The 22,769-nt window shown below is 64.3% G+C and carries 18 protein-coding genes; 12 read left to right on the top strand and 6 right to left on the bottom strand.

The window, feature by feature from the left end:
• Nucleotide 1: 1 nt before the first annotated feature.
• From RLO07_RS18685 to RLO07_RS18675, 3 genes are all read left to right on the top strand, one after another.
• Complete coding sequence (locus tag RLO07_RS18685; protein ID WP_462293663.1) at nt 2–1,234, top strand: glycosyltransferase family protein; 1,233 nt, start codon at nt 2–4, stop codon at nt 1,232–1,234.
• Nucleotides 1,218–2,987, top strand: coding sequence for a sugar phosphorylase (locus tag RLO07_RS18680; RefSeq protein ID WP_462293662.1), 1,770 nt, complete (start codon nt 1,218–1,220; stop codon nt 2,985–2,987). The genes RLO07_RS18685 and RLO07_RS18680 overlap by 17 nt, the downstream gene beginning before the upstream one ends.
• A 127-nt stretch (nt 2,988–3,114) precedes the next feature.
• The gene (locus RLO07_RS18675) at nt 3,115–4,152 is read left to right on the top strand and encodes a CNNM domain-containing protein (RefSeq protein ID WP_462293661.1); all 1,038 of its coding nucleotides are present in this window, start codon (nt 3,115–3,117) and stop codon (nt 4,150–4,152) included.
• A 49-nt stretch (nt 4,153–4,201) separates the two neighbouring features.
• Here RLO07_RS18675 and RLO07_RS18670 read toward each other — a convergent pair whose 3' ends face one another.
• Entirely contained in the window at nt 4,202–6,058 is a 1,857-nt protein-coding gene (locus RLO07_RS18670; protein ID WP_462293660.1) for a choice-of-anchor I family protein, read from the bottom strand.
• Nucleotides 6,059–6,287: 229 nt separating this feature from the next.
• On the opposite strand from RLO07_RS18670, the gene fabV reads away from it, so the two are divergent.
• The 3 genes from fabV to acs all read left to right on the top strand — a co-directional run bounded on the left by fabV (nt 6,288) and on the right by acs (nt 10,353).
• Complete coding sequence (fabV, locus tag RLO07_RS18665; protein WP_462293659.1) at nt 6,288–7,478, top strand: enoyl-ACP reductase FabV; 1,191 nt, start codon at nt 6,288–6,290, stop codon at nt 7,476–7,478.
• Between the two features lie 4 nt (nt 7,479–7,482).
• Nucleotides 7,483–8,316, top strand: a complete 834-nt coding sequence (locus RLO07_RS18660; RefSeq protein WP_462293658.1) for an MBL fold metallo-hydrolase — start codon at nt 7,483–7,485, stop codon at nt 8,314–8,316.
• Between the two features lie 96 nt (nt 8,317–8,412).
• The gene (gene acs, locus RLO07_RS18655; RefSeq protein WP_462293657.1) at nt 8,413–10,353 is read left to right on the top strand and encodes an acetate--CoA ligase; all 1,941 of its coding nucleotides are present in this window, start codon (nt 8,413–8,415) and stop codon (nt 10,351–10,353) included.
• A 10-nt stretch (nt 10,354–10,363) separates the two neighbouring features.
• On the opposite strand, the gene RLO07_RS18650 is transcribed toward acs, so the two are convergent.
• The 5 genes from RLO07_RS18650 to RLO07_RS18630 all read right to left on the bottom strand — a co-directional run bounded on the left by RLO07_RS18650 (nt 10,364) and on the right by RLO07_RS18630 (nt 16,506).
• Complete coding sequence (locus RLO07_RS18650) at nt 10,364–11,029, bottom strand: 3'-5' exonuclease (protein WP_462293656.1); 666 nt, start codon at nt 11,027–11,029, stop codon at nt 10,364–10,366.
• Complete coding sequence (locus tag RLO07_RS18645) at nt 11,029–12,909, bottom strand: DUF294 nucleotidyltransferase-like domain-containing protein (protein ID WP_462293655.1); 1,881 nt, start codon at nt 12,907–12,909, stop codon at nt 11,029–11,031. The genes RLO07_RS18650 and RLO07_RS18645 overlap by 1 nt, the downstream gene beginning before the upstream one ends.
• A 5-nt stretch (nt 12,910–12,914) precedes the next feature.
• Complete coding sequence (locus RLO07_RS18640; protein WP_462293654.1) at nt 12,915–14,645, bottom strand: sodium:solute symporter family protein; 1,731 nt, start codon at nt 14,643–14,645, stop codon at nt 12,915–12,917.
• A gap of 3 nt (nt 14,646–14,648) precedes the next feature.
• Nucleotides 14,649–14,915 (bottom strand): DUF4212 domain-containing protein, encoded by a 267-nt coding sequence (locus RLO07_RS18635; RefSeq protein ID WP_462293653.1) that lies wholly within the window; start codon nt 14,913–14,915, stop codon nt 14,649–14,651.
• 109 nt (nt 14,916–15,024) lie between these two features.
• On the bottom strand, nt 15,025–16,506 hold the full coding sequence (locus tag RLO07_RS18630) for a phospholipase D-like domain-containing protein (RefSeq protein WP_462293652.1): 1,482 nt from the start codon (nt 16,504–16,506) through the stop codon (nt 15,025–15,027).
• Nucleotides 16,507–16,640: 134 nt separating this feature from the next.
• On the opposite strand from RLO07_RS18630, the gene RLO07_RS18625 reads away from it, so the two are divergent.
• From RLO07_RS18625 to RLO07_RS18600, 6 genes are all read left to right on the top strand, one after another.
• Nucleotides 16,641–18,269 carry a 3-(methylthio)propionyl-CoA ligase gene (locus tag RLO07_RS18625; protein ID WP_462293651.1) on the top strand — a complete coding sequence of 543 codons (1,629 nt, stop codon included), beginning with the start codon at nt 16,641–16,643 and terminating at the stop codon, nt 18,267–18,269.
• 231 nt (nt 18,270–18,500) lie between these two features.
• Nucleotides 18,501–20,084 carry a FadD3 family acyl-CoA ligase gene (locus RLO07_RS18620; RefSeq protein WP_462293650.1) on the top strand — a complete coding sequence of 528 codons (1,584 nt, stop codon included), beginning with the start codon at nt 18,501–18,503 and terminating at the stop codon, nt 20,082–20,084.
• The gene (locus tag RLO07_RS18615; protein WP_462293649.1) at nt 20,084–20,590 is read left to right on the top strand and encodes an Lrp/AsnC family transcriptional regulator; all 507 of its coding nucleotides are present in this window, start codon (nt 20,084–20,086) and stop codon (nt 20,588–20,590) included. Before RLO07_RS18620 ends, RLO07_RS18615 begins: the two co-directional genes overlap by 1 nt.
• Nucleotides 20,587–21,057, top strand: a complete 471-nt coding sequence (locus RLO07_RS18610; protein ID WP_462293648.1) for an Lrp/AsnC family transcriptional regulator — start codon at nt 20,587–20,589, stop codon at nt 21,055–21,057. The genes RLO07_RS18615 and RLO07_RS18610 overlap by 4 nt, the downstream gene beginning before the upstream one ends.
• Before the next feature lie 11 nt (nt 21,058–21,068).
• A complete protein-coding gene (locus tag RLO07_RS18605) occupies nt 21,069–21,941 on the top strand; it encodes a CoA transferase subunit A (protein WP_462293647.1) in 873 nt (290 codons plus the stop codon).
• 20 nt (nt 21,942–21,961) lie between these two features.
• Nucleotides 21,962–22,765, top strand: a complete 804-nt coding sequence (locus RLO07_RS18600) for a CoA-transferase subunit beta (protein WP_462293646.1) — start codon at nt 21,962–21,964, stop codon at nt 22,763–22,765.
• Nucleotides 22,766–22,769: the final 4 nt, after the last annotated feature.

Raw genomic sequence — 22,769 nt, 5'->3', positions numbered from 1 at the left:
CATGGGCGATTTCTACCAGAACGGCATCATTACCACCCTGCACAACCTGTCTCACCGCTCGATTGACGAGATGGAGCAGGAGCTGCTGCGCTTCTCCCGCACCCGGCCGCTGGGCCTGATCCTGCCCTCCCTGTTTTCCGAGCTGGAGGGCGAGGCTCTGCCGCGTATTGTCGAGCAGTTGCGGGCGGTGCCGTACCTGGCGGAGATCGTGATCGGGCTGGACCGGGCCGACGAGGCGCAGTACCGGCATGCCCTGGCGTTCTTCGACAAGCTGCCCCAGCGTCATCGGGTGCTGTGGAACGACGGCCCCCGGCTCAGGGCACTGGATGCCGAACTGCAGGCCCGGGATCTGGCGCCGCGGGAACTGGGCAAGGGCCGCAACGTCTGGTACTGCATGGGCTACACCCTGGCGTCCGGGCGCGCCGAGTCCGTGGCCCTGCACGACTGCGATATTCTCACCTACGACCGCGGCCTGCTGGCGCGGTTGATCTACCCGGTGGCGAACCCGCAATTCAATTACGAATTCTGCAAGGGTTACTACGCCCGGGTGGCGGACGGCAAGATCAACGGCCGGGTCAGCCGTCTGCTGGTGACACCACTGCTGCGCGCCCTGAAGAAAATCCTCGGCGACATGGAGTACCTGGACTACATGGACAGCTTCCGCTATCCGCTGGCGGGGGAGTTCTCCTTCCGCCGGGATGTGCTGACGGATATCCGTATCCCCAGCGACTGGGGGCTGGAAATCGGCGTGCTGTCGGAGGTGCACCGCAACTACGCCAACAACCGTCTGTGCCAGGTGGATATCGCCGACGTCTACGATCACAAGCACCAGGAGATGTCGCGGGATGACGCCAGCAGCGGCCTGTCGAAGATGTCCATCGATATCGCCAAGGCCCTGTTCCGCAAGCTGGCCACCCGCGGGGTGACCTTCAACAGCGAGACCTTCCGCTCGCTCAAGGCCACCTACTACCGGATCGCCCTGGACTTCGTGGAGACCTACCACAACGACGCGGTGATGAACGGCCTTACCCTGGACATCCACAATGAGGAAATGGCGGTGGAGATGTTTGCAGAAAACATCATGAAGGCCGGGGAAGCGTTCCTGGAGTACCCGATGGAGCGGCCATTCATTCCCAGCTGGAACCGGGTAACCAGCGCCATACCGGATGTTCTCGAGCGGTTGCGGGACGCCGTTGAGCAGGACCAGGCCGAGTTCGGTGGCGCCAGTGGATAGCGCGGTCGACAGCCCCCTGCAGCGACTTCGGGAGCGTCTGTTGCAGCATTTGCAGGTGATCTATGAAGGCTTGCCCGCGGTGCGCCCGGATGCGGCGCTGGTGGAGCAACTGCTGGCGGCCATGGGCCTGGAGGAAGTGGGCGAGCCGCCCCGGCCCCACAGCAATCACTGGAGCGAGCGCGATGCCCTGCTGATCACCTACGGCGACAGTCTGCACGCGCCCGGGGAGAAGCCGCTGCACACGCTGAAGCGGTTTCTGGAGGAGCATGCGCGGGGTGTGCTCAGCGGTGTGCATATTCTGCCGTTCTATCCCTGGACCTCGGACGATGGCTTCGCCGTGCTGGACTACTCCAGCGTCAACGAGGCCCTGGGGAGCTGGGAGGACATCGGCGCCATTGCCGATGATTTCGACCTGATGGCGGACCTGGTCATCAACCATTGTTCCAGTCGCAGCCCCTGGTTCGAGAACTTTCTCCGCGATGAAGATCCCGGCCGCGACTACTTTTTCACGGTGCCCCCTGACACCGACCTGTCAGCGGTGGTGCGCCCGCGCACCTCGCCCCTGTTGCGGGAGGTGGAAACGGCGCGGGGCACCCGGCATGTGTGGTGTACCTTCAGCCACGACCAGGTGGATCTCGATTTCCGCAATCCGGAGGTGCTGCGGCAGTTTGTCGCCATCCTGCGCCTGTATCTGGATCGGGGGGTGCGTATCCTGCGCCTCGATGCCATTGCGTTCCTGTGGAAGATTCCTGGCACCAGTTGCCTGAACCTGGAGCAGACCCACGAGGTGGTGCGCCTGCTGCGAACCCTGCTGGAGCATGCGCGCGCGGATGCCATCCTGATCACCGAGACCAACATCCCCAATCGCGAAAACCTGTCCTATTTCGGCAACGCCAACGAGGCCCACTGCGTCTACAATTTCTCGCTGCCGCCGCTGTTGCTCAATACCCTGCTCACCGGCGACTGCACCTACCTGCGGCAGTGGCTGATGAGCATGCCGCCGGCCCAGAATGGCACCACCTACTTCAACTTTATTGCCTCTCACGACGGTATCGGGTTGCGACCGGCGGAAGGACTGCTCAGCGACGAGGAGCTGTCGACGCTGATCACCGCGTTGGAAGCTCTGGGCGGGCGGGTGTCCTGGCGCGCCCTTGAGGGCGATGAACGGCGTCCCTATGAGGTCAATATTGCCCTCTACGATGCGCTGCAGGGCACTGTGCGCGGCGCCGATAGCTGGGGTCTGGAGCGCTTTGTCTGTGCCCATGCCATCATGTTCGCTCTCGAGGGTATTCCCGGGTTGTACATCCACAGCCTGCTGGGCACGCGCAATGATTACCAGCGGGTAGAGCACAGTGGCCACAGTCGCGCCATTAATCGCCACCAGTGGTCACTGGCGGCACTGGAGGCAGAGCTGGCCGATCCTGCCAGCGATCACTATCGGGTAATGACGCGGCTGCAGAGTCTGCTGCGCCTGCGTGCGGCACAACCGGCCTTTCACCCCAATGCCACCCAGTTCACCCTGCAGCTGGGAGCGTCGCTGTTTGGGTTCTGGCGCCAGAGCATGGACCGTCGGCAAAGTATTTTCTGTATCAGCAATATCAGCGATCAACCGCAGCCGCTGAACCTGCTGGACCTCAACCTGATCGATGATCATGGCTGGGGCGACCTGATCAGCGGTGAACGCTACCCCAGCCGTGATCTGCAGTTGCTGTTACAGCCCTACCAGACCCTGTGGTTAAGCAACGACCGTTGAGCGCCATCGGTGCCAACGGACAGCCGCAGGAGAGGCCGGCTCCGCGATGCTTCAGCACATCCTTGAATCTGTACCCGGGTAGTTCAGCGTGCAATAATCTCACGTCCCCTGGCAACCTGAGCCTTAGATGACCCTCCTGATCGCGTTCGCGGTTCTCTCCATCGCCGTGTCCTTTGTCTGTTCCATTCTCGAAGCGGCCCTGCTTTCCATTACCCCGAGCTACATCGCGCAGCAGAAAGTGGCGCGGCCGAAGCTGTGGGAGCGTCTGCGAGTACTCAAGGACCAGATCGACCAGCCGCTGGCCGCCATTCTGACCCTGAATACGGTGGCACATACGGTCGGAGCGACTGGTGTCGGCGCACAGGTGGTGAAGCTCTACGGTGACGCTTACCTGGGCATTGCTTCCGCGGTAATGACCCTCCTGATCCTGGTGCTGTCGGAGATCGTGCCCAAGACCATCGGTGCCCGATACTGGGTGCACCTGGCGCCGTTCCTGCCGACCATCCTCAACGGCATGATCTTCATCCTCAAGCCCTTCATCTGGATGTCCGACCGCATCATGGAGCTGTTTGGCGGCCACACCATGGAGCACGACATCCGCCTGGAGATCAAGGCGCTGGCCCTGCTCGGGCGCGAACTCGACAAGATTGACGCCGACGAGCAGCGGGTGATCAGTAACATCCTCGATCTGCACGAGATCAATGTGCGCCAGATCATGACGCCCAGGATCGTTTGTGAAACGGTGTCGCCGGGGGTTACGGTTGCCGAGTTCGTGGAGCAACTCAAAGCCCAGCAGTTCTCCCGTTACCCAGTACTGGATGAGGACGAAATACCCCTGGGGCTGTTGTTCCGCCACGACGTCATTGGCGCGGACCCGACCATGTCGACCACCAGCCTGATGAAGCCGGTGACCGTGGTCAGCGACCAGGAGAATGTCGAGGGGTTGTTGAGCCGTTTTATCAACGAGCGCCAGCACCTGTTTCTGGTCTATGACGAATACGGCGGCTGGATGGGGCTGGTGACCATGGAGGATGTCATCGAGGCCATCATCGGCCAGTCCATCCTTGACGAAACCGACGACATTCCAAACCTGCGCCGGCACGCGAAACGGCGCTGGAAAAATCGGCTCAAGAGCCGCCTGCCTGCAGATTTCGCCCAGTCCTGAACAAAAAAACCCGGCGCGCCATGCGGGCCGGGGTTCAAGACGGGTGGAGTCAGTCGTTATTCACCAGATTGACAGCGAACAACGCGGTGGTCCCGCTGACTTCGTTGCCGACGACCAGCAGCGCTTCGCCGGTGGGGCTGTCGCTCGCGGCAATGAACTTGATGGACTCAGGCCCCAGATCGCCAACCGCGGAGAAATCGCCGGCATCGACCCGCTCTTCGACATCCACGCTGAAGTCGCGCGTGTTGATGTACTGCAGGAACTCCGCGCTTTCGGGGTTGCTGATGTCATACACCATGATGCCACCGACCCGCTCCAGACCGATAAAGGCATAGACCTTGCCCTCGACGCGCGCAATCTCAATCGCTTCCGGCTCCGGGCCCTTGTCGTCCGAGCGGCTGTCTCCGCCGTTCTCGTCATTCGTGGCGTTGAAGTCGGCACCGAGACGTTGGGCGGTGATGGTCTCGAAATCACTGCCGCTGTCGAAGACCAGTTCACCAGTGCTGCCATTGAAAATGCTGAAGGAGCGCGCGCCGTAGCTGTACAGCTGCTCGTAGACGCAGCCCGCGGTCGGCTGGCCGCTGACTTCCAGGCTGCCCGCGGGGCAGTCGCGAGCGCCGAGGGTCGTAATGACCTTGATGCGGCCCAGGTTGGCATTGTCAGTCAGGGTGTCCAGGTCCGGGGCGAAGCGCTCCAGGTTGGGCAACTCGATACTGGCACCAGTGTCGAGGATATCCCCTACCCGGATTTCATCCAGGTAATGGAAGCAGTCGCCGTCGTCGAAGTCAAAACCACCCTGGGCGGTGCAGTCCTCGGCACTGTCCGCATCGGTCAGGTATTCCCGGCCATCGCCCTCATTGGCGGTAACCAGGTAGGTGGTGCCGTTATATTCATAGCTGTCGATAGTGTCCGGCATGCGGACACCCAGCAGGGGCCACTGGCGGATATTGATGCCGCCGTCGCGATTGCTGGCATCCAGCTCGTTGCCGATCAGGCCATGGTCCTTGAAACCGAGACCGAACACAGAGCTGATTTCCCTGGCGTTCACATCAATAACCGCGAGAGCGTTGTTTTCCTGCAGCGCAACCCAGGCAGTGCTGCTGTCCGCGGACACGGTGATGTATTCGGGCTCCAGATCCTGGGCCACGCTGGCGCTCTTCGGTGAGGTGCGGACGCCGCTGCCCAGGGACTTGTTGCCGCCGGCATTAAAGGCGGTGAAGCGCAGCTGGATGACGTTGGCGCTGGTGACAGTGCCGGCACCGCCGGAGACGTCGATCAGGGTGACGCTGCCTTCAGGGTCTACGCTGTAGTCGCCGTTGGGTTCCCCTTCATTGGCTACCAGTGCCGTGTTGCCGTCGGGCGTGAAGGTAACCATGTCCGGCAGGGCGCCCGCCTCGACCGCGGACAGGAAGGTGCCGTCGGTCTGGTAGAACGCGACATAGCCATTGTCCTGTTTCACCGCTGCCTCTACCGCGACCGCCAAGGTAGTGCCGGATACGGCCACGCTGTTGGCTGCGCCGAGGTCGTCCGCGCTGGCGACAGCGGCGACGGCGCTGGCAATGTCTGCCGCCACGTCAAGCGAGTCAGTCAGGGTCGGCATTTCCGGCGCGCTGATGTCGAGGATATCGAGCCGGCCCGATTTGGCGTTGACCACGAACACCTGGCGTGTGGCCGGGTCATAGTCCACGATCTCGGCGGCGCTCTCATCGAATTCGCCGGTTTCGTAACGGCCCAGGAAGCTGAGGGCGATCGTGCTGGCGGTGGCGTCCTGCCCCGGCGCTCCGGGTGTCCCAGGTGCGCCAGCGGGACCCGCCGCGCCGTCATTGCCGTCATCGCCTTCGCAGCCGGCGAGTACCAGCGGCAGGGACAGACAGGTGGCGAGAAGCCAGGGTTTCGGGATGCGCATGTATTCCTCTCCATGGTTGTGTTTTGGTTACAGCCGTTAATCGTGGAAGGCTTACATGACAGGGTGATGGCGTTTCGATGATCAATATGTGACGTTACTGTGTCGCTGTGGTGGGCATCGCGGCGACCCGATCGCAGGCACTACCGGGCAGGCGCCCTGTGATACACTTGCGTTCTGCGCCCCTGGCGGGGTCTGACAGTTTCTAACAGAACCAGGAAAGCGACCAATCATGATCATCAAACCCCGCGTACGCGGCTTTCTCTGTACCACCACCCACCCGCTTGGCTGTGCCGCCAACGTCCGTCACCAGATTGACCACGTGAGGTCACACGGTGCCATCGAGAATGGACCGAAGCGTGTGTTGGTGATCGGCGCCTCCACCGGCTATGGCCTGGCCTCGCGGATCACCGCGGCCTTTGGCGCCGGCGCCGCCACCCTCGGCATTTTCTTCGAGAAGGAAGGTACCGAGACCAAGCCCGGCACCGCCGGCTGGTACAACAGTGCCGCTTTCCACAGCGCCGCCGAGGCCGAGGGCCTGTACGCGAAAAGCATCAACGGCGACGCTTTCAGCGACGAGATCAAGCAGAAAGCCATCGCCACCATCCGCGAGGACCTGGGCCAGGTCGACCTGGTGGTCTACAGCCTGGCGGCACCGCGGCGCCAGCATCCGGTAACCGGGGTCATCCACACATCCACCCTGAAGCCGATCGGCAAGCCGACAGTGCAGAAGGGCGTCAATACGGACAAGCAGGAAGTGCAGGACTTCCATCTGGAGCCCGCCAGCCAGGAGGAGATCGACAATACCGTCGCCGTCATGGGTGGCGAGGACTGGCAAATGTGGATCGACGCCCTGGACGAGGCCGGCGTGCTGGCCGAGGGCGCGAAGACCACGGCCTACACCTACATCGGCGAGAAGATGACCTGGGACATCTACTGGCACGGCACCATCGGTGCGGCCAAGCAGGATCTGGACCGACGCGTGGTCGGCATTCGCGAGCGGCTCGCGGCCAAGGGCGGTGATGCCCGGGTGTCGGTGCTCAAGGCCGTGGTGACCCAGGCCAGCGCCGCCATTCCCGCGATGCCGATCTACCTGGCGATCCTGTTCAAGGTGATGAAGGCGCGCGGCAGCCACGAGGGTTGTATCGAACAGATTGACAGCCTGTTCCGCAATTCCCTCTACAGCCCTGCCCCGCAGCTGGATGAGGAGGGCCGGCTGCGTGCGGACGGCAAGGAGCTGGACCCGGCGGTACAGGCGGAAGTCGCGCAGCTGTGGCAGCAGATAGACACGGACAATCTGCACCAGCTGTCGGACTTCGCCGGCTATCGCCGCGAGTTCCTGCAACTGTTCGGCTTCGAGGTGGACGGGGTCGACTACGAGGCGGATGTCAATCCGCTGGTACCCATCCGCGATATGGTCTGACGCAATGTTCGAACACGGTATTCCCTTTACGCTCAACAGCCGCGTGCGGCGGCTGGTGGCGCCGAACCCCGGCATGATGACCGGACCCGGTACCAACACCTATCTGCTGGGCCATGATCAGGTCGCGGTGCTGGACCCCGGCCCGGCCATTCCGGAGCACGTTGACGCTATCCTGGCGGCGGCGGAGGGCAGGATTCGCTGGATCGTCTGCACCCATACCCACCCGGACCACTCCCCCGCCTGGCAGGCGCTGGCTGCTGCCACGGGCGCCGAGGTGATCGGCGCCCTGCCGGCGGACGACCGTTTCCAGGATGACACCTTCCAGCCGACCCTGGAGCTGTCCCATGACTGGGTGCTGCAGGCCCCGGAATTCACCCTGCGCGCGCTGCACACCCCCGGTCACGTCAACAACCACTACTGCTTCCTGCTGGAAGAGGACGGCATGCTGTTTGCCGGCGATCACATCATGAACGGGTCCACCGTGGTGATTGTGCCACCGGGTGGCGACATGAAGGCCTACATCGAGTCCCTGCGGCTGCTGCTGGACTACCCACTGCAAAGCATTGCGCCCGGGCATGGCGACCTTATCCACAGCCCCCGTGAGGAAGTTGCCGGGCTGGTGGAGCACCGGCTGGCGAGGGAGCGCAAGGTGGTTGCGGGCTTGTCTGCCCTCGGCGAGGGCGATCTCGATGCCCTGGTGAAAGTGGTCTATGACGATGTCGACGCGGCCCGTCACGAGTGGGCCAAGCTGTCGCTGGCCGCGCACCTGATCAAACTGGCGGCGGAAGGTCGCGCCAGGCAGGAAGAGGCGGGCGATCACTGGGTCTGGCTGGGCTGAGCAGGCGGGCGCGGGCAGCGGGCGGGTGTGCCGCTTGCACCGCGCTGATCAGGCAGTATCATCGGTGCAACATTTTTCCAGAAGCGATCCCATAACATGTCAAATTTCCCTGTTCATCCGGTTCCCGAACACTTCCGCGACGCCCACATCACGCCTGAGCGCTATCGTGAAATGTATCAGCGCTCGGTGGAGGATCCGGCCGCGTTCTGGGACGAGCAGGCGCGCGAGTTCCTGAGCTGGGACCAGCCCTGGGACACCGTGGTCGACTATGATTTCCGCGAGGGGCGGGCCAGCTGGTTTGCCGGCGGCAAGCTCAATGTCAGTGTCAATTGCATCGATCGCCACCTGGCCAGCCGCGCCGACCAGACTGCCCTGATCTGGGAGGGCGATGATCCGTCCGCCAGCCAGAAGATCACCTATAGGGAGCTGCACGAGCAGGTCTGTCGCCTGGCCAACGTGCTGCGGGTGCGGGGGGTGAAAAAGGGCGACCGGGTGTGCATCTACATGCCCATGGTACCGGAAGCGGCCTACGCCATGCTGGCCTGCACGCGTATCGGTGCCATCCATTCCGTGGTGTTCGGCGGCTTCTCCCCGACGGCAATTGTGGACCGGATCCAGGACGCGGACTGCCAGACCGTCATCACCGCCGATGAAGGCCGTCGCGGTGGCAAGACCATCGCCCTGAAAGCCAATGTCGACAAGGCGCTGGAGTCCTGCCCCAACGTGCATACCTGCATTGTGGCGCGGGTGACGGAGGCGGAGGTCGACTGGCAGGAAGGCCGCGACGTCTGCTACCGGGAGGCCACTGTCGCCGCGGACACGGTGTGTGAGCCCGAGAGCATGGACGCGGAAGACCCGCTGTTCATCCTCTATACCTCCGGCTCCACCGGCAAGCCCAAGGGAGTGCTGCACACGACCGGGGGCTACTTGTTGCAGGCCGCCATGACCTTCAAGTACACCTTCGACTATCGCGAGGGGGAGGTGTTCTGGTGTACCGCGGATGTGGGCTGGGTGACCGGCCACACCTACATTCTTTACGGCCCGTTGGCCAACGGTGCCACCACGCTGATGTTCGAGGGGGTGCCCACCTACCCCGACTCCGGCCGCTGCTGGGAGGTAGTGGACAAGCATCAGGTCAATACCTTTTATACTGCGCCCACCGCAATTCGCTCCCTGCACGCCCACGGCGACGCGCCGGTGAAGCGCAGCTCACGGGCCAGCCTGCGCCTGCTGGGTTCGGTCGGCGAGCCGATCAACCCGGAGGCCTGGGAGTGGTACTACCGCACCGTGGGCGACTCCCGCTGCCCGATTGTCGATACCTGGTGGCAGACCGAGACCGGCGCGCAGATGATTACCCCCCTGCCCGGGGCCACGGCTCTCAAGCCCGGCGCCGCCAGCATGCCCTTCTTTGGCGTGCAGCTGGCCCTGCTGAACGAGGATGGCAGCGAAATCGACGGACCCGGTGCCGGCTACCTGGTGATCAAGGCCTCATGGCCCAGCCAGATCCGTACCATCTACGGCGATCATCAGCGCATGGTCGATACCTACTTCAGTCACTATCCCGGCTACTACTTCACCGGCGATGGCGCGACCCGCGATGCGGACGGCTACTACTGGATCACCGGGCGGGTGGACGATGTGCTCAATGTCTCCGGCCACCGCATGGGTACCGCCGAAGTCGAAAGCGCCCTGGTACTGCACGAGGACATCGCAGAGGCCGCGGTGGTGGGGTATCCCCACGACATCAAGGGCCAGGGCATCTACTGCTTTGTCACGCCCATGGATGGGGTGGAACCCAGCGAGGAGCTGCGCAAGGAGCTGGTGGCCCTGTGCGCCGAGGAAATCGGCGCCATCGCCAAGCCGGATGTGATCCAGTGGGCGCCGGGGCTGCCCAAGACCCGCTCCGGCAAGATCATGCGCCGTATCCTGCGCAAGATTGCCGAGAACGAGGTCGGCAACCTCGGTGATACCAGCACCCTGGCGGACCCCTCGGTGGTGGACCACCTGGTGGCCAACCGGGCGCACCCGGTCAGCTGACCAGCGCTGTTCAGCGCAGGTCGGCCAGGGAAAGCCTGCCGCCGCCGCTGCGGTGGGCAATCTGCGCCAGCAGCAACTCCGCCGTGGCAAGTGCATCCAGCAGGGCATTGTGTGCCCCGTGGCCCGGTAGTCCGTAGTGGGCGCGGCAAGCCTGTAGAGTCAGCGCACCCGGCGTGAGGGGGCTGCTCCGGCGCTCCCGCTGCGCCCGTTCCAGCGCCAGTGTATCCACCACCGGTAGCAGCAGCGGCGCGCCATAGAGCTGGCGGCTGAGGCGGTTTAGGTAGGCGAGGTCCAGCGGTGCATGATGCAATACCAGTACCTTGCCCGCGGCCGCCTGCAGCAGTGCAGCCATTGCCGTGGCGGGAGACGCGGCCCCCGCAAGTTCGCGGTCGTGTATCTGGTGGACGGTGGCGCTCTGGCCAACGCTGCGCTCGCTGGCGAGGAGGTGGTGACGGGCAGTGCCCAACTGTACGGCGCCTCCGGCAACGGTGACCCAGCCCAGGCTCAACAGCTCCCCCTGGCGCGGATCCAGCGAGGACATTTCCGCATCGCAGGCCAGGAACGACAGCGAGCGCCAGTCACTGCGACGCCCGGGTAGCGGCTCGCGCCAGCAGGCCTGCAGTGGCGTCCCCGCTACCCGCCGCGCCCAGCCCAGCCGTCGCAGCGCCAGCCACATCAGCCCAGGCCCGCCCTGTAGGTCAGGCGCAGCGCGGCCTGGGCCTGGTCAACAATGGTAAAGGCGTCCCGCAACTGCTCCCGCGCCATGGTTGGCAGCCCGCGCGGGTTGAGGAAGTTGTCGGGTTTGTCACCGCGCAGCAGCTGCTCACACTGCTGCTGCAGACGCTGCTGCTGGATGCAATGCAGGGCGTCGGCCAGATTGCGGCTGTCGGTCATGGCCAGGTGCTGGCCCCGGGCCAGTGCCTGCAGCCTTTCGTCCGTATTCACCGCTGTAACCCGGTGGGCAATGGCGTGCAGGCGCGCAATATCGGTCAGCGGCAGGACGCCGCGTTTTTTCAGATCCACCGCGTCCCGGTGTTCGCCGTCGCGCTCTACCACAAAGCGGCGGAAAATCCCCAGGGGCGGGCTGTTGTCGAGGGCGTTGGCTGCCAGCGCCGCCAGGAAGATGGAGTTGTGCGAGGCCTGTTGCAGCATCTCTGCCTGCAGCGCGTCGCAGAGACCGGCATCGCCATGGATTGGCCGCAGGTCGAAGAAAATGCTCACCCGCATCACCGCGTCCGGGGTCGGGGTGGCGGCCCAGCGGCGCACGGTTTCCCGCCACTGCGACAGTGGCTGGCGCCAGCTGTCCGTGGTCGCCATGACATCGCCGTTGCAGTAGGGGTACCCGCACAGGTTGAGTCCGTCGCACACCTTGCGAGCGAGTGCGGCAAACCAGGGTGCATGCTCCGGCCGGGTATCATCGGCCAGGATCATGCCATTGTCCTGGTCGGCGCCCAACAGCTGTTCGGCGCGGGCCTGGGAACCAAAAGCAGCCCAGCACCAGGCTGCCGGGGCCGGGCCGAGCTCCGCCTCCGCCAGCTGGATCAGGCGCAGGGTGACAGCATCGGTAATGGCGGTCAGGACCCGGCCAAGCTGCGGTGCGCGCATGCCGGCCTGGTGCCACTGCAGTACCAGTTGCGGCAGCCCGGCGAGTACCTCGCGGATGTCTTCGGCGCAGTCCTGGCGCGAGACATGCTGGACCAGGTAAACGGGGTCATCCTGGCGCGCCAGGATCAGATCGGAGCTGGTAATGATTCCCACCAGATGGCCCTCTTCGGTTACCGGCAGATGGTGGTAACCGCGGCGGGTCATCAGCAGGGTGGCGTCAAACAGGGTGCTGTCGGCGTCGATGGTTTCGGGGGCCGGAGACATCACCGCCGCGACCTGCGTACTGGCGGGCAGCGCCTCTGCCACGTGGCGTGTGCGCAGGTCGCGGTCGGTGATGATGCCCGCGAGCGCGCCTCTCTCCAGGATCAGGGCAGAGGACACCCGGCGCACGGTCATGGCCCTGGCCACGTCCTGCACGGAGTCGTTAGGGGCGACGGTCAGCAAGTCCGTACTCATGCTGTCGCGCAGGTCTTGCAACAAGGTATTTGCAGCTGGCTGGTGGCGGGCCGCCCGCCGCAGGCGGCGGCTGCGCTGGCTGCTGAAGTGGCGATCGAAGGAGCGGTTGCGCCGGCGCAGGCGCTGGTAGACTGCGTCCGGCAGCAGGTAGAGCAGGGCATCCTCGATGACGATGGCGTTGACATCCGCCCGGCCGGCGTTCAGGCCACCGAGGTGAAAGCTTTCCCCCTCACCCAGCCGGTCAAGCAGCTTGTGGTCTCCATCGCGCAGGTCAACCGCACCGCTGCGGACAATGCGCAGGCCCTGCTCCGGTGCCTCCACAGCCAGGCGGCTGCCGTGCACGTGGTAGCTGATGCGGAGTGCCGCCAGGGCTTCCTCCAGTTCGGCCGCGGGCAACTCCCGAAAAGGCGGGGTCTGGCGGAGAAAATCCGCCACCGGCGCCAGATCGACGATCGGGCACAGGGCGTCAGGCTGGTCCCCGGAGCCGCGCTTCATGCTGTTCAGTGGTTCTGCGCCGCACTGGCGCCGACCGGAACCCGGATGTGCTCGACCAGCTCCTGCACCGATACCGGCGGCGCTTGTGTGAAGCGGCTGACCAGCAGGGCCACGGCGAAGTTCACCACGGCGCCAATGGCCCCAAAGGCGTTGGGCTCTATGCCCAGGAACCAGTTTGGCGGCATGTCGCCGAGAAAGGCAGTGGAGGGTATGAACATGATCCCCATGTGCTGGAACACATAGAGCAGGGTCACACCAATGCCGGCCACCATGCCTGCAACCGCACCCTCCTTGCTCACCCGGCTGGAAAATATGCCCATCATCAGCGCCGGGAAAATGGACGAGGCTGCGAGCCCAAAGGCCAGCGCCACCGTGCCGGCGGCAAACCCCGGCGGATTGAATCCAAGATAGCCGGCGCCGACGATCGCCGCTGCCATGGCCAGCCGGCTGGCGCGCAACTCGGCCCGCTCGGAAATGTTGGGCCTGATCATGCCCTTGAGCAGATCGTGGGAAATGGCGGAGGCGATAGCCAGTAACAGTCCCGCTGCCGTTGACAGTGCCGCGGCCAGCCCGCCGGCAGCGACCAGGGCGATCACCCAGTTGGGGAGCTGGGCAATCTCGGGGTTGGCCAACACCATGATGTCGTTGTCGATGGTGACCATTTCATTGACCGCGGGATCGGCGCTGTACTGGATGCGGCCGTCGTCGTTCCTGTCCTCGAAGGCCAGCAGCCCGGTCTTTTCCCAGTTTCGGAACCACTGCGGCCGCTCCTCGTAAACCAGGTACTCACCCGGAGAGGGCTCGATGGTCTGCATCAGGTTCAGGCGCGCCATGCCCGCGACAGCCGGGGCCGTGGTATAGAGTATCGCGATAAACAGCAGCGCCCAGCCCGCCGAGCTGCGCGCATCACGCACCTTGGGTACGGTAAAGAAGCGGATGATGACGTGGGGCAGGCCGGCGGTGCCGATCATCAGCGACGCGGTATAGGCAAACATGTTGAGACCGCTGAGGCGGAAGTCGGTGGTGTACTCGTGGAAGCCGAGGTCCTGGACGATCAGGTCCAGCTTGTCCAGCAGATAGGTGTCGGATCCCGCGAGGGTACTGCCCAGCCCCAGCTGCGGTATGGGGTTGGCGGTGAGCTGCAGGCTGATGAAGATGGCGGGGATGGTGTAGGCAATGATCAGCACGCAGTACTGGGCGATCTGGGTATAGGTAATCCCCTTCATGCCACCGAGCACCGCGTAGAAGAAGACGATGCACATGCCGACCAGCAGGCCGGTGCCATAGTCCACCTCCAGGAAGCGGGAGAAGGCGACGCCGATGCCTTTCATCTGCCCGATGACGTAGGTGACCGAGCAGATGATGAGGCAGATCACCGCCACCACCCGCGCCGTGCGGGAGTAGAAGCGGTCGCCAATGAACTCGGGCACGGTGAATTTGCCGTATTTGCGCAGATACGGGGCCAGCAGCAGTGCCAGAATGACGAAGCCGCCGGTCCATCCCATCAAGAATACCGAGCCGCCATAGCCCATGAAGGCGATCATGCCGGCCATGGAGATGAACGAGGCGGCAGACATCCAGTCAGCCGCTGTGGCCATGCCATTGGCCACCGGATGCACACCGCCGCCGGCGACGTAGAAATCCCGGGTCGATCCGGCCCGGGACCAGATGGCGATGCCGATGTAGAGTGCGAAGCTGGCGCCAACCACCAGGTAGGTCAGGGTTTTCAGCTCCACGGGCTAGTCCTCATCGACGCCGAATTCGCGATCCAGCGCCGCCATCCTGCGGCTGTAGTAGAAGATCAGCAGCACAAAGACATAGATGGATCCTTGTTGGGCAAACCAGAAGCCGAGCTTGTAGCCGCCGAGCTGGATCTGGTTCAGCTGCTCCACGAACAGGATGCCGCAGCCGAAGCTGACCACAAACCATATCGCGAGCAGCCTGGCCATCAGGGTCAGGTTGCGGCGCCAGTAGGCGCGAGCCTGTTCTTCGCTCAAACGCGGCATCAGGGTGCTCTCCCCGTGTGTTATTGGTACCTGCGGCGGGACTATAGCATCGGTTTGCCGAACCTGGTATTCCAGCCCCTGCAGCCGCAATACCGTGCTGGATGCGCGGCTACAGGTAGGGCTGAAAAAGCCAGAAGAAGGCATCACGCAGCCGCACCGGCAGCGAGCGGCCGTCCATCTCCTCCAGGGTGACCGGTGCTGACAGTTGGTAGCGGCGATGCGCCTCCATTGCCAGTTGCAGCACGGTATCCCCGGAGAACAGTTCCAGGTTGAGCTCGAAATTCAGCCGCAGGCTGCGCGGGTCGAGGTTGGCCGAGCCCACCTGCGCATAGCAGCGGTCAGCCACGAACAGCTTGGCGTGGGAGAAGGGCGGCGGTTGATAGCGGATCTCTACCCCGTAAAGCAGCAGTTCCCACAACAGGTTGCGGGATGCCCAGTGCACGAAGGGCAGGTTGTTGACCTCCGGCAGCAGGATCACCACCCGCACCCCACGCAGGGCTGCCGACTGCAGGCTGGCGACCATTTCCCGCGACGGCAGGAAATAGGGTGTGATGATCAGGATCTCTTCCCGGGCGGCAGACATGGCGCCCATCAGGGTCTGGGAAATCCTGTCGAGGTCCTCGCCGGGGCCGTCACTGATGCAGCGACAGAAGACCGCACCGTCCGTGAGCGGCTCAATACTCCGGCACAATGGGGGCAGCGTCTCGCCGGTGGTGATCCGCCAATCAGTCAGGAAGACCTCCTCCAGCTGACCAAGAATCGGGCCCTGGACGCGGAAGTGCAGGTCGGCGGCGTGCTTGCGGGAGTCCGATTTCAGCAGATGACGGTCGCCGATATTGATGCCGCCGGTGAAGGCTTCCCGGTCATCCACCAGCAGGATCTTGCGGTGATTGCGCAGGTTGACAAACAGTGAGGGTGGCAGCAGGCGCGGCGGCAGGAAACGTGCTGCCGGCAGCTCAGCCCGGCGCAGCAGGCGTCCGATCCGCGGCCAGGAATAAAGCTCGCCAAAGCCGTCCACCAGGACCCGCACTTCGACCCCGCGCTCCCGGGCGGCGACCAGCGCCGCCACGAACTGGCGTCCGGTGCGATCGGATTCGAAAATATAGCTGCACAGCAGAACGCGCCGCTCGGCCCTGGCGATGGCCGCCAGCATCGCGGGGTAGGCCTCCTCGCCATTGTGCAGAGTCAGTATCCGGTTGCCGGCCACCAGTGGCTGGGTGGTCATGCGCCCGGAGACCCGTGCGAAAGGCTTGAACTCGCTGCCGAGGCCGGCTGGAGTGGCGGCATTCATCCCGGAGACAACACCGCGCTCGTGACCGACCTGCAGCAACGGCCGCCTCTGGCCGCCGAGCCGGTGGGCATGACTGCGCACGCGATTGATCCCGAACAGGTAATACAGCGCGGGTCCCAGCAGGGGGAACAGCAGGGTCACCGCTATCCAGGCGATGGCGGCGCGGGAATCCCGCTTGTAGAGCATGGCGTGGACGACGGCGAGCAGCGCAATGGCCAGGTACAGTGCGCCCAGCAGCCACTGCCACAGTGGTTCTCCCAGAAGCCGCAGTAGGTCCGTTACGATCTGATCGACATCCATTGCCCTGCTCTGGTGTGGCGCCAATTAATGATTGTAGCCCCCTGCGGGCGCGACCGCGAACCGGGAATAGCAAATGCCGGACAAGCCGTTACAATGTCAGGAACAATAATCGGTCACCGTAACAGGAGTACACCATGCAAGGCTTGATGATGGACATGCCGCTGCTGATCACCGAGATCATGCGCCACGCCGAACGCGTGAATGGCGATCAGGAAATAGTATCCGTGACCCGCGACAATCCGCGCCATCGCTACACCTACCGCGAAGCGTTTGTCCGCGCTCGCAAGCTGGCCAGTGCCATGGCCGACTGGGGTCTCGCCCGCGGCGACCGCATCGGTACCCTGGCCTGGAACGATTACCGCCATCTGGAGACCTACTACGGCTCCGCCTGCAGCGGCTATGTCTGCCATACCATCAACCCGCGCCTGTTCCCGGACCAGCTGGTCTACATCATCAACCACGCCGAGGACCGCTACATATTCCTCGACCCTGATTTCCTGCCGCTGGCGGAGAAGCTGGCGCCGGAATGTCCGGGGGTGGCGGGCTGGGTGGTGCTGACCGACGAGGCCCACATGCCGGCAACGGAGCTTGCCAACGTGCTCTGTTACGAAACCCTGGTCGCCGGAGGCAGCGGAAACTTTGACTGGCCGGAGCTGGACGAACGCGATGCCTGCGCTCTCTGTTATACCTCCGGCACTACCGGTCACCCCAAGGGGGTACTGTACTCCCACCGCTCCACCATGCTGCATGCCTACGCCACCATGATGCCCGATGCCATGGGACTGTCGTCCAGCGACGTGGTACTGCCCATCGTGCCTATGTTCCACGTCAATGCCTGGGGCAATCCCTATTCCTGCCCGATGGCGGGCTCCAAGCTGGTGTTCCCCGGCAACAAGATGGGGGATGGCGAGACCCTGGCGAACCTGATCAACGATGAGGGCGTGACCCTGTCGGCCGGGGTGCCAACGATCTGGCTGGCGCTGCTGGCCTACCTCAAGTCCTCGGGGGAAACGGTGGACTCGTTGAAGAGGATTGTCGTTGGCGGCGCGGCCTGTCCGCTGGCCATCGCCGAGGGTTTTGATGCCTACGGCGTCGAGAGCCGCGTGGGCTGGGGCATGACCGAGATGAGCCCGCTGGGCAGCATCAATGCCAGTGCCGACCAGAAGGAGCGCTATTCAGCGGAGGAGTACAGCAAGCTGCGGTTGAAAGCGGGCCGTCCGATCTTTGGCGTGGAGATGAAAATCGTCGATGACGAGGGCGAGGAATTGCCCTGGGACGGCAAGGCCTACGGCTCGCTCAAGGTGCGCGGCCCCTGGATCTGTTCCGGCTACTTCAAGCGCGAGGCGGACGGCGCCCACGCGGAGCCGGGCTGGTTCGAAACCGGTGACGTGGCGACCATCGACCCCGAGGGCTACATGGCGATCACCGACCGCACCAAGGACGTGATCAAGTCAGGGGGTGAGTGGATCTCGTCCATCGAACTGGAAAATGTCGCCATGAGCCACCCCAAGGTGGCCGAGGCTGCGGTCATTGGTCACTACCACCCCAAGTGGAGCGAACGGCCGCTGCTGATCGTGGTGCGCAAGGGCGACGGCCAGGACCTGGAGGCGGAGGAGATGCTGGCCTGGTTCGAGGGCAAGGTGGCCACCTGGTGGAAACCGGACGCGGTTGAGTTTGTAGACGAACTGCCTCACGGCGCTACCGGCAAGATTCACAAGGTCTCACTGCGCGAGCAGTTCAAGGACTACAGCTTCCCAACCTGACCAGGGATGTGTAGGAGCCCGCTCCGCGGGCGATCAGGAGCCCGCTGGCCCAGGCCACCCTCTCTGGCCGCTATGCGGCCATTCACCTTGTCCGCGGGCGATCGCGCGGGGACCGCGCTCCTACATTGGTTTTTTCGTAGTAATAAGACCAATTATTTACGAATTCCGGTTGTCATTCCGGAGTTCACTGACTACCATGCAGGCCAATGATCAGTTATTGCGCCTGCAGCCATGTCCGACACTGAATCGCCACAGCGTACCCTGCCCCAGGTCGTCGCCGCCACGGCGGCGGCCCTGCCCGGGCATATCGCCATGATCGACGGCGATGTCACCCTGACCTATGCGGAGCTGGATGCGGCCCGCATCGAAGCTGCGCGCGCGTTCCTGGCCGCGGGTCTCAAGCAGGGCGAACGCATCGCCATCTGGGCCCCCAATATCTGGCAGTGGGTAGTCGCCGCTATCGGCGCCCAGAGCATCGGCGGCGTGCTGGTGCCCCTGAACACGCGGCTCAAGGGTGCCGAAGCCGGCTTCATCCTGCGCCGCAGCGGTGCCCGCTGGCTGTTTACCGTCGGCGAGTTCCTGGGCATGCGGTACCCGCAGTTGCTGCAGGGGGAGGAGCTGCCGGCCCTGGAGGAGATTGTCCTGCTCGAGGGGCAAGCTCCGGGAACACGCAGCTGGGCCGATTTCCTGTCTGCCGGCGCCGATGCCAGTGTGGCCGGGGTCCAGGCCCGCGCCGACCAGCTCTCCCCCGCGGATACCCTGGATATCCTGTTCACTTCCGGCACCACCGGCCAGCCCAAGGGCGTGGTCACCAGCCACGGCCAGAATATCCGCGCCTTCGAGACCTGGAGCGCCACGGTGGGCCTGACCGAGCAGGACAACTACCTGATCATCAACCCGTTCTTCCACTCCTTTGGCTACAAGGCCGGGTGGCTGGCGGCGATCATCCGCGGTGCGCGCATGCTGCCGGTGAAACAGTTTGACCTCGATGCGGTGCTGGCGCAGATCCACCGCGAGCGGGTGTCGGTGATTCCCGGCCCGCCGACCATCTACCAGTCCATGCTGACCCATCCGAATCGCGGGGACTACGACCTCTCCAGCCTGCGTCTCGCGGTGACTGGCGCCGCGCCGGTGCCGGTGTCCCTGATCGAGAAGATGCGCAACGAGCTGGGCTTCAAGGTCGTGGTGACCGCCTACGGGCTCACCGAGTCCTGCGGCGTGATTTCCATCTGTCGCCCCGAGGACAGCGCCGAGCGCATCTCCCACAGCTCCGGCCGCGCCATGGCCGGGGTGGAGATGAAGTGCGTCGATTTGGACGGCAACACGGTTCCGGCAGGTACCGAGGGAGAAATCTGGTGCCGCGGCTACAATGTCATGCAGGGTTATCTGGACGATCCGGCGGAGACCGCCCGCGCCATTACCGATGACGGCTGGCTGCAGACCGGGGACGTAGGGGTGATGGACGAGGACGGCTATGTCCGCATCACCGACCGGATCAAGGACATGTTCATCGTCGGCGGCTTCAATTGCTATCCGGCGGAAATCGAGAACAGTCTGCACAGTATGCCCGGTGTGGCGCGTGCGGCGGTGATCGGGGTCCCGGATGAGCGTATGGGCGAAGTGGCCTGCGCCTGGATCGTGCCCGCGCCGGGTGCGGAACTGGATGAGGAAGCCGTCATCGCCTGGTCGCGCCAGAACATGGCGAATTACAAGGTACCGCGACAGGTGCGCTTCGTCAGCGAGCTGCCGATGAATGCCGGCGGCAAGGTGCTGAAGAACGAGCTGCGCCAGCGCGCGGCGGCGGAGCAGGGCTAGTGGCCCTCAACCCGCAGCGCCAGGCCGGTGCCGCCCAGATTGAGCTGGACGACACCGACCACCGCATCATTGCCCTGCTGCGGGCCGACGGTCGCCTGCCCTACCGCTCCATCGCCCGCGAGCTGGGCCTGACCGAAGCCACGGTCCGAGCCCGGGTGCGGCGCCTGGAGGAGTCCCGCACCATGCGCGTGGTGGCGGTGACGGATATCGAGGCCGCGGGCTATGGCATGTTGCTGGCCATCGGCGTACAGGTGGAAAACCGTTCGCCGGAAGAGGTGGCCCGTGAGCTGGCGGCCATTCCCGAGGTGTTCTCGGTGAACGTGGTGGTTGGCGCCCAGGATCTGGAGATCCTGATGGTGGCGGAGGACCAGGGCGCTCTGCACCGGTTGCTGCAGGACCGTATCGCCAACATGGCCGGGGTGCGGCGGCTGACGCCGTCGCTGGCGGTCAACGTGTTGAAGAATCAGCCTGACTGGGTGCCTTTTCACGACGGAGAGCTGCGGTGAGCGGCGCCCGCGGGCTGGACGAGGTGGATCGCCAGATCGTCGCGCGGCTGTCCCGGGATGCGCGTATCAGCAACCGCCAGATAGCGGCCGAGCTCGGGGTCACCGAAGGCACGGTGCGCGCCCGGGTCAAGCGCATGGAGGCGGAGAAACAGATTCGCATTACCGCGATCACCAATATTGATCGCTTTCGCCACGGCGCGCTGGCCTGGATCTGGATCGAGGTCGAGCGCAGTTACCAGGTGCAGGAGGTGGCGCAGGCGCTGGCGGCGATTGGGGAGCTGGGCTTTGTCGGCGAGATGCTGGGTCGCTCGGACATCCTCGCCATCACCATGGTGCGCAGCAACGAGCACCTGGCGGAGTTCGTGCACCAGCGCATCAGCGGCATCCCCGGCGTACGCCGCACGGAGAGCACCCTGGGGGTCAATTTTGTCAAACACGATTACCGCATGGCGCGGATCGTCAGCTGAAGGAAGGCAACATGGATAAACGGCTCAGTGCCCGCGACGCGGTGGCACAAATCGAAGACGGCATGACCATCGGCATCGGTGGCTGGGGCCCCCGGCGCAAGCCCATGGCGCTGGTGCGGGAAATCCTGCGCTCGGACCTGAAGGACCTCACGGTGGTCGCCTACGGCGGCGCCGATGTCGGCATGCTGTGTGCCGCTGGCAAGGTGAAAAAACTGGTGTTCGCTTTCGTGTCCCTGGATTTCATTCCGCTGGAACCCTATTTCCGCCAGGCCCGCCAGAGCGGCGCGATCGAGGTGATGGAGGTCGACGAGGGCATGATGTTGCTGGGACTGCGTGCCGCGGCCTGGGGCCTGCCCTTCATTCCCACCGCGGTCGGCCTCGGCACCGACGTGCTGACCCACAACCCGGAGATCAAGCTGGTCGACAGCCCCTACGATGACAAGGAGTGGGTGGCCATGCCGGCGCTGAAGCTGGATGTGTCCCTGATTCACGTCGACCGGGCGGATTTCCGCGGTGTCTGCCAGATCGCCGGCCCCGACCATTACCTGGACGACTGGTTTGCCCGCGCCGCGACCACCACCATCGTCTCCTGCGACGAGCTGGTGGACACGGAATTCTTCCAGGATCCGGCTCGCGCCCGGGAAGTGTTCTGGGAGCGCGCTGCGACCAGCGCCGTGGTGGAAATTCCGGGCGGTGCCCATCCGACCTCCTGCAATCCCCTGTACGGTTTCGATGTGGCCCACTTCAAGGCCTACGCCGCATCGGTTAAGGACGGCGGCATCGACGGCTACCTGCAGCAATACCTGGGTGCCGACGAGGCCGAGTACCAGCGCAATGTCGGCGGTCTCGACGCCATCAGGGCGCTTGAGCTGCCCACTTACTGATTGGCGAGGGAGAACACCACATGTCTACTGCAGCAACCGACTACACCCTGGCCGAACTGTGCGTCGTAGCCGCGGCCGAAGCTTTCCGCCACGACGGCGAGGTGCTGGCCACCGGCATCGGCGTGATTCCGCGCCTGGCCGCCAGCCTGGCGATGAAGACCTTCAACCCGGATTTGATGATGACGGACTCCGAGGCCTTCCTGCTCAGCGAGCCCAACCCCATCGGCAAGCGTCCGGCGGATTTCCGCCAGGCCAATGAAACCTGGATGGGCTTTTCCCGCATCTTCGACAACGTCTGGAGCGGCAAGCGCCACGCCATGCTGGGCCCGACCCAGATCGACCGCTACGGCCAGACCAACACCTCGGCCCTGGGTGGCACCTACCAGCAGCCCAAGGTGATGATGCTGGGCGCCAGGGGCTTTCCGGGCAACTCGATTTGCCACGCCAACAGTTTCTTCGTGCCGGGGCACAATACCCGCGTGTTCATTGACGGCGAGTGCGACTACGTGTCCTCCATCGGCTACAACCCGGCGCGACTGCCGCGGGGCCGCTCGCTGGATGACGTCGATATCCGCCGCGTGATCACCGATCTCTGTGTCATGGATTTCGGCGGGCCCGAGCACCAGCTGCGCCTGCTGTCCCTGCATCCGGGCATCACCGTGGAGCAGGTACAGGAAAACACCGGCTTCGCACTGTCCATTCCCGCCACGGTGCCGACCACGCCGGCGCCGACGCAGGATCAAATGGCGATCATCGCCGCGCTGGACCCGCACAACCAGCGCGCGTCCCAGATCGCCGACAACCCGCCGGGCAACCGCGGCTGAGGCT

The sequence above is a fragment of the Haliea sp. genome (assembly GCF_040221975.1).
Lineage (GTDB): Bacteria > Pseudomonadota > Gammaproteobacteria > Pseudomonadales > Halieaceae > Haliea.
Note: the sequence above shows the minus strand (reverse complement) of the source record. Positions and strands in the feature narration are given on the sequence as shown.

Excerpts from the sequence above, each read along its gene's own strand:
- RLO07_RS18660 (WP_462293658.1), top strand. The coding sequence starts at position 7,483 with ATGTTCGAACACGGTATTCCCTTTACGCTCAACAGCCGCGTGCGGCGG.
- RLO07_RS18625 (WP_462293651.1), top strand. The coding sequence starts at position 16,641 with ATGCAAGGCTTGATGATGGACATGCCGCTGCTGATCACCGAGATCATG.
- RLO07_RS18620 (WP_462293650.1), top strand. The coding sequence starts at position 18,501 with ATGTCCGACACTGAATCGCCACAGCGTACCCTGCCCCAGGTCGTCGCC.
- RLO07_RS18600 (WP_462293646.1), top strand. The coding sequence starts at position 21,962 with ATGTCTACTGCAGCAACCGACTACACCCTGGCCGAACTGTGCGTCGTA.
- RLO07_RS18685 (WP_462293663.1), top strand. The coding sequence starts at position 2 with ATGGGCGATTTCTACCAGAACGGCATCATTACCACCCTGCACAACCTG.
- fabV (WP_462293659.1), top strand. The coding sequence starts at position 6,288 with ATGATCATCAAACCCCGCGTACGCGGCTTTCTCTGTACCACCACCCAC.
- RLO07_RS18630 (WP_462293652.1), bottom strand. The coding sequence starts at position 16,506 with ATGGATGTCGATCAGATCGTAACGGACCTACTGCGGCTTCTGGGAGAA.
- acs (WP_462293657.1), top strand. The coding sequence starts at position 8,413 with ATGTCAAATTTCCCTGTTCATCCGGTTCCCGAACACTTCCGCGACGCC.
- RLO07_RS18645 (WP_462293655.1), bottom strand. The coding sequence starts at position 12,909 with ATGAAGCGCGGCTCCGGGGACCAGCCTGACGCCCTGTGCCCGATCGTC.
- RLO07_RS18675 (WP_462293661.1), top strand. The coding sequence starts at position 3,115 with ATGACCCTCCTGATCGCGTTCGCGGTTCTCTCCATCGCCGTGTCCTTT.
- RLO07_RS18650 (WP_462293656.1), bottom strand. The coding sequence starts at position 11,029 with ATGTGGCTGGCGCTGCGACGGCTGGGCTGGGCGCGGCGGGTAGCGGGG.
- RLO07_RS18670 (WP_462293660.1), bottom strand. The coding sequence starts at position 6,058 with ATGCGCATCCCGAAACCCTGGCTTCTCGCCACCTGTCTGTCCCTGCCG.
- RLO07_RS18635 (WP_462293653.1), bottom strand. The coding sequence starts at position 14,915 with ATGCCGCGTTTGAGCGAAGAACAGGCTCGCGCCTACTGGCGCCGCAAC.
- RLO07_RS18605 (WP_462293647.1), top strand. The coding sequence starts at position 21,069 with ATGGATAAACGGCTCAGTGCCCGCGACGCGGTGGCACAAATCGAAGAC.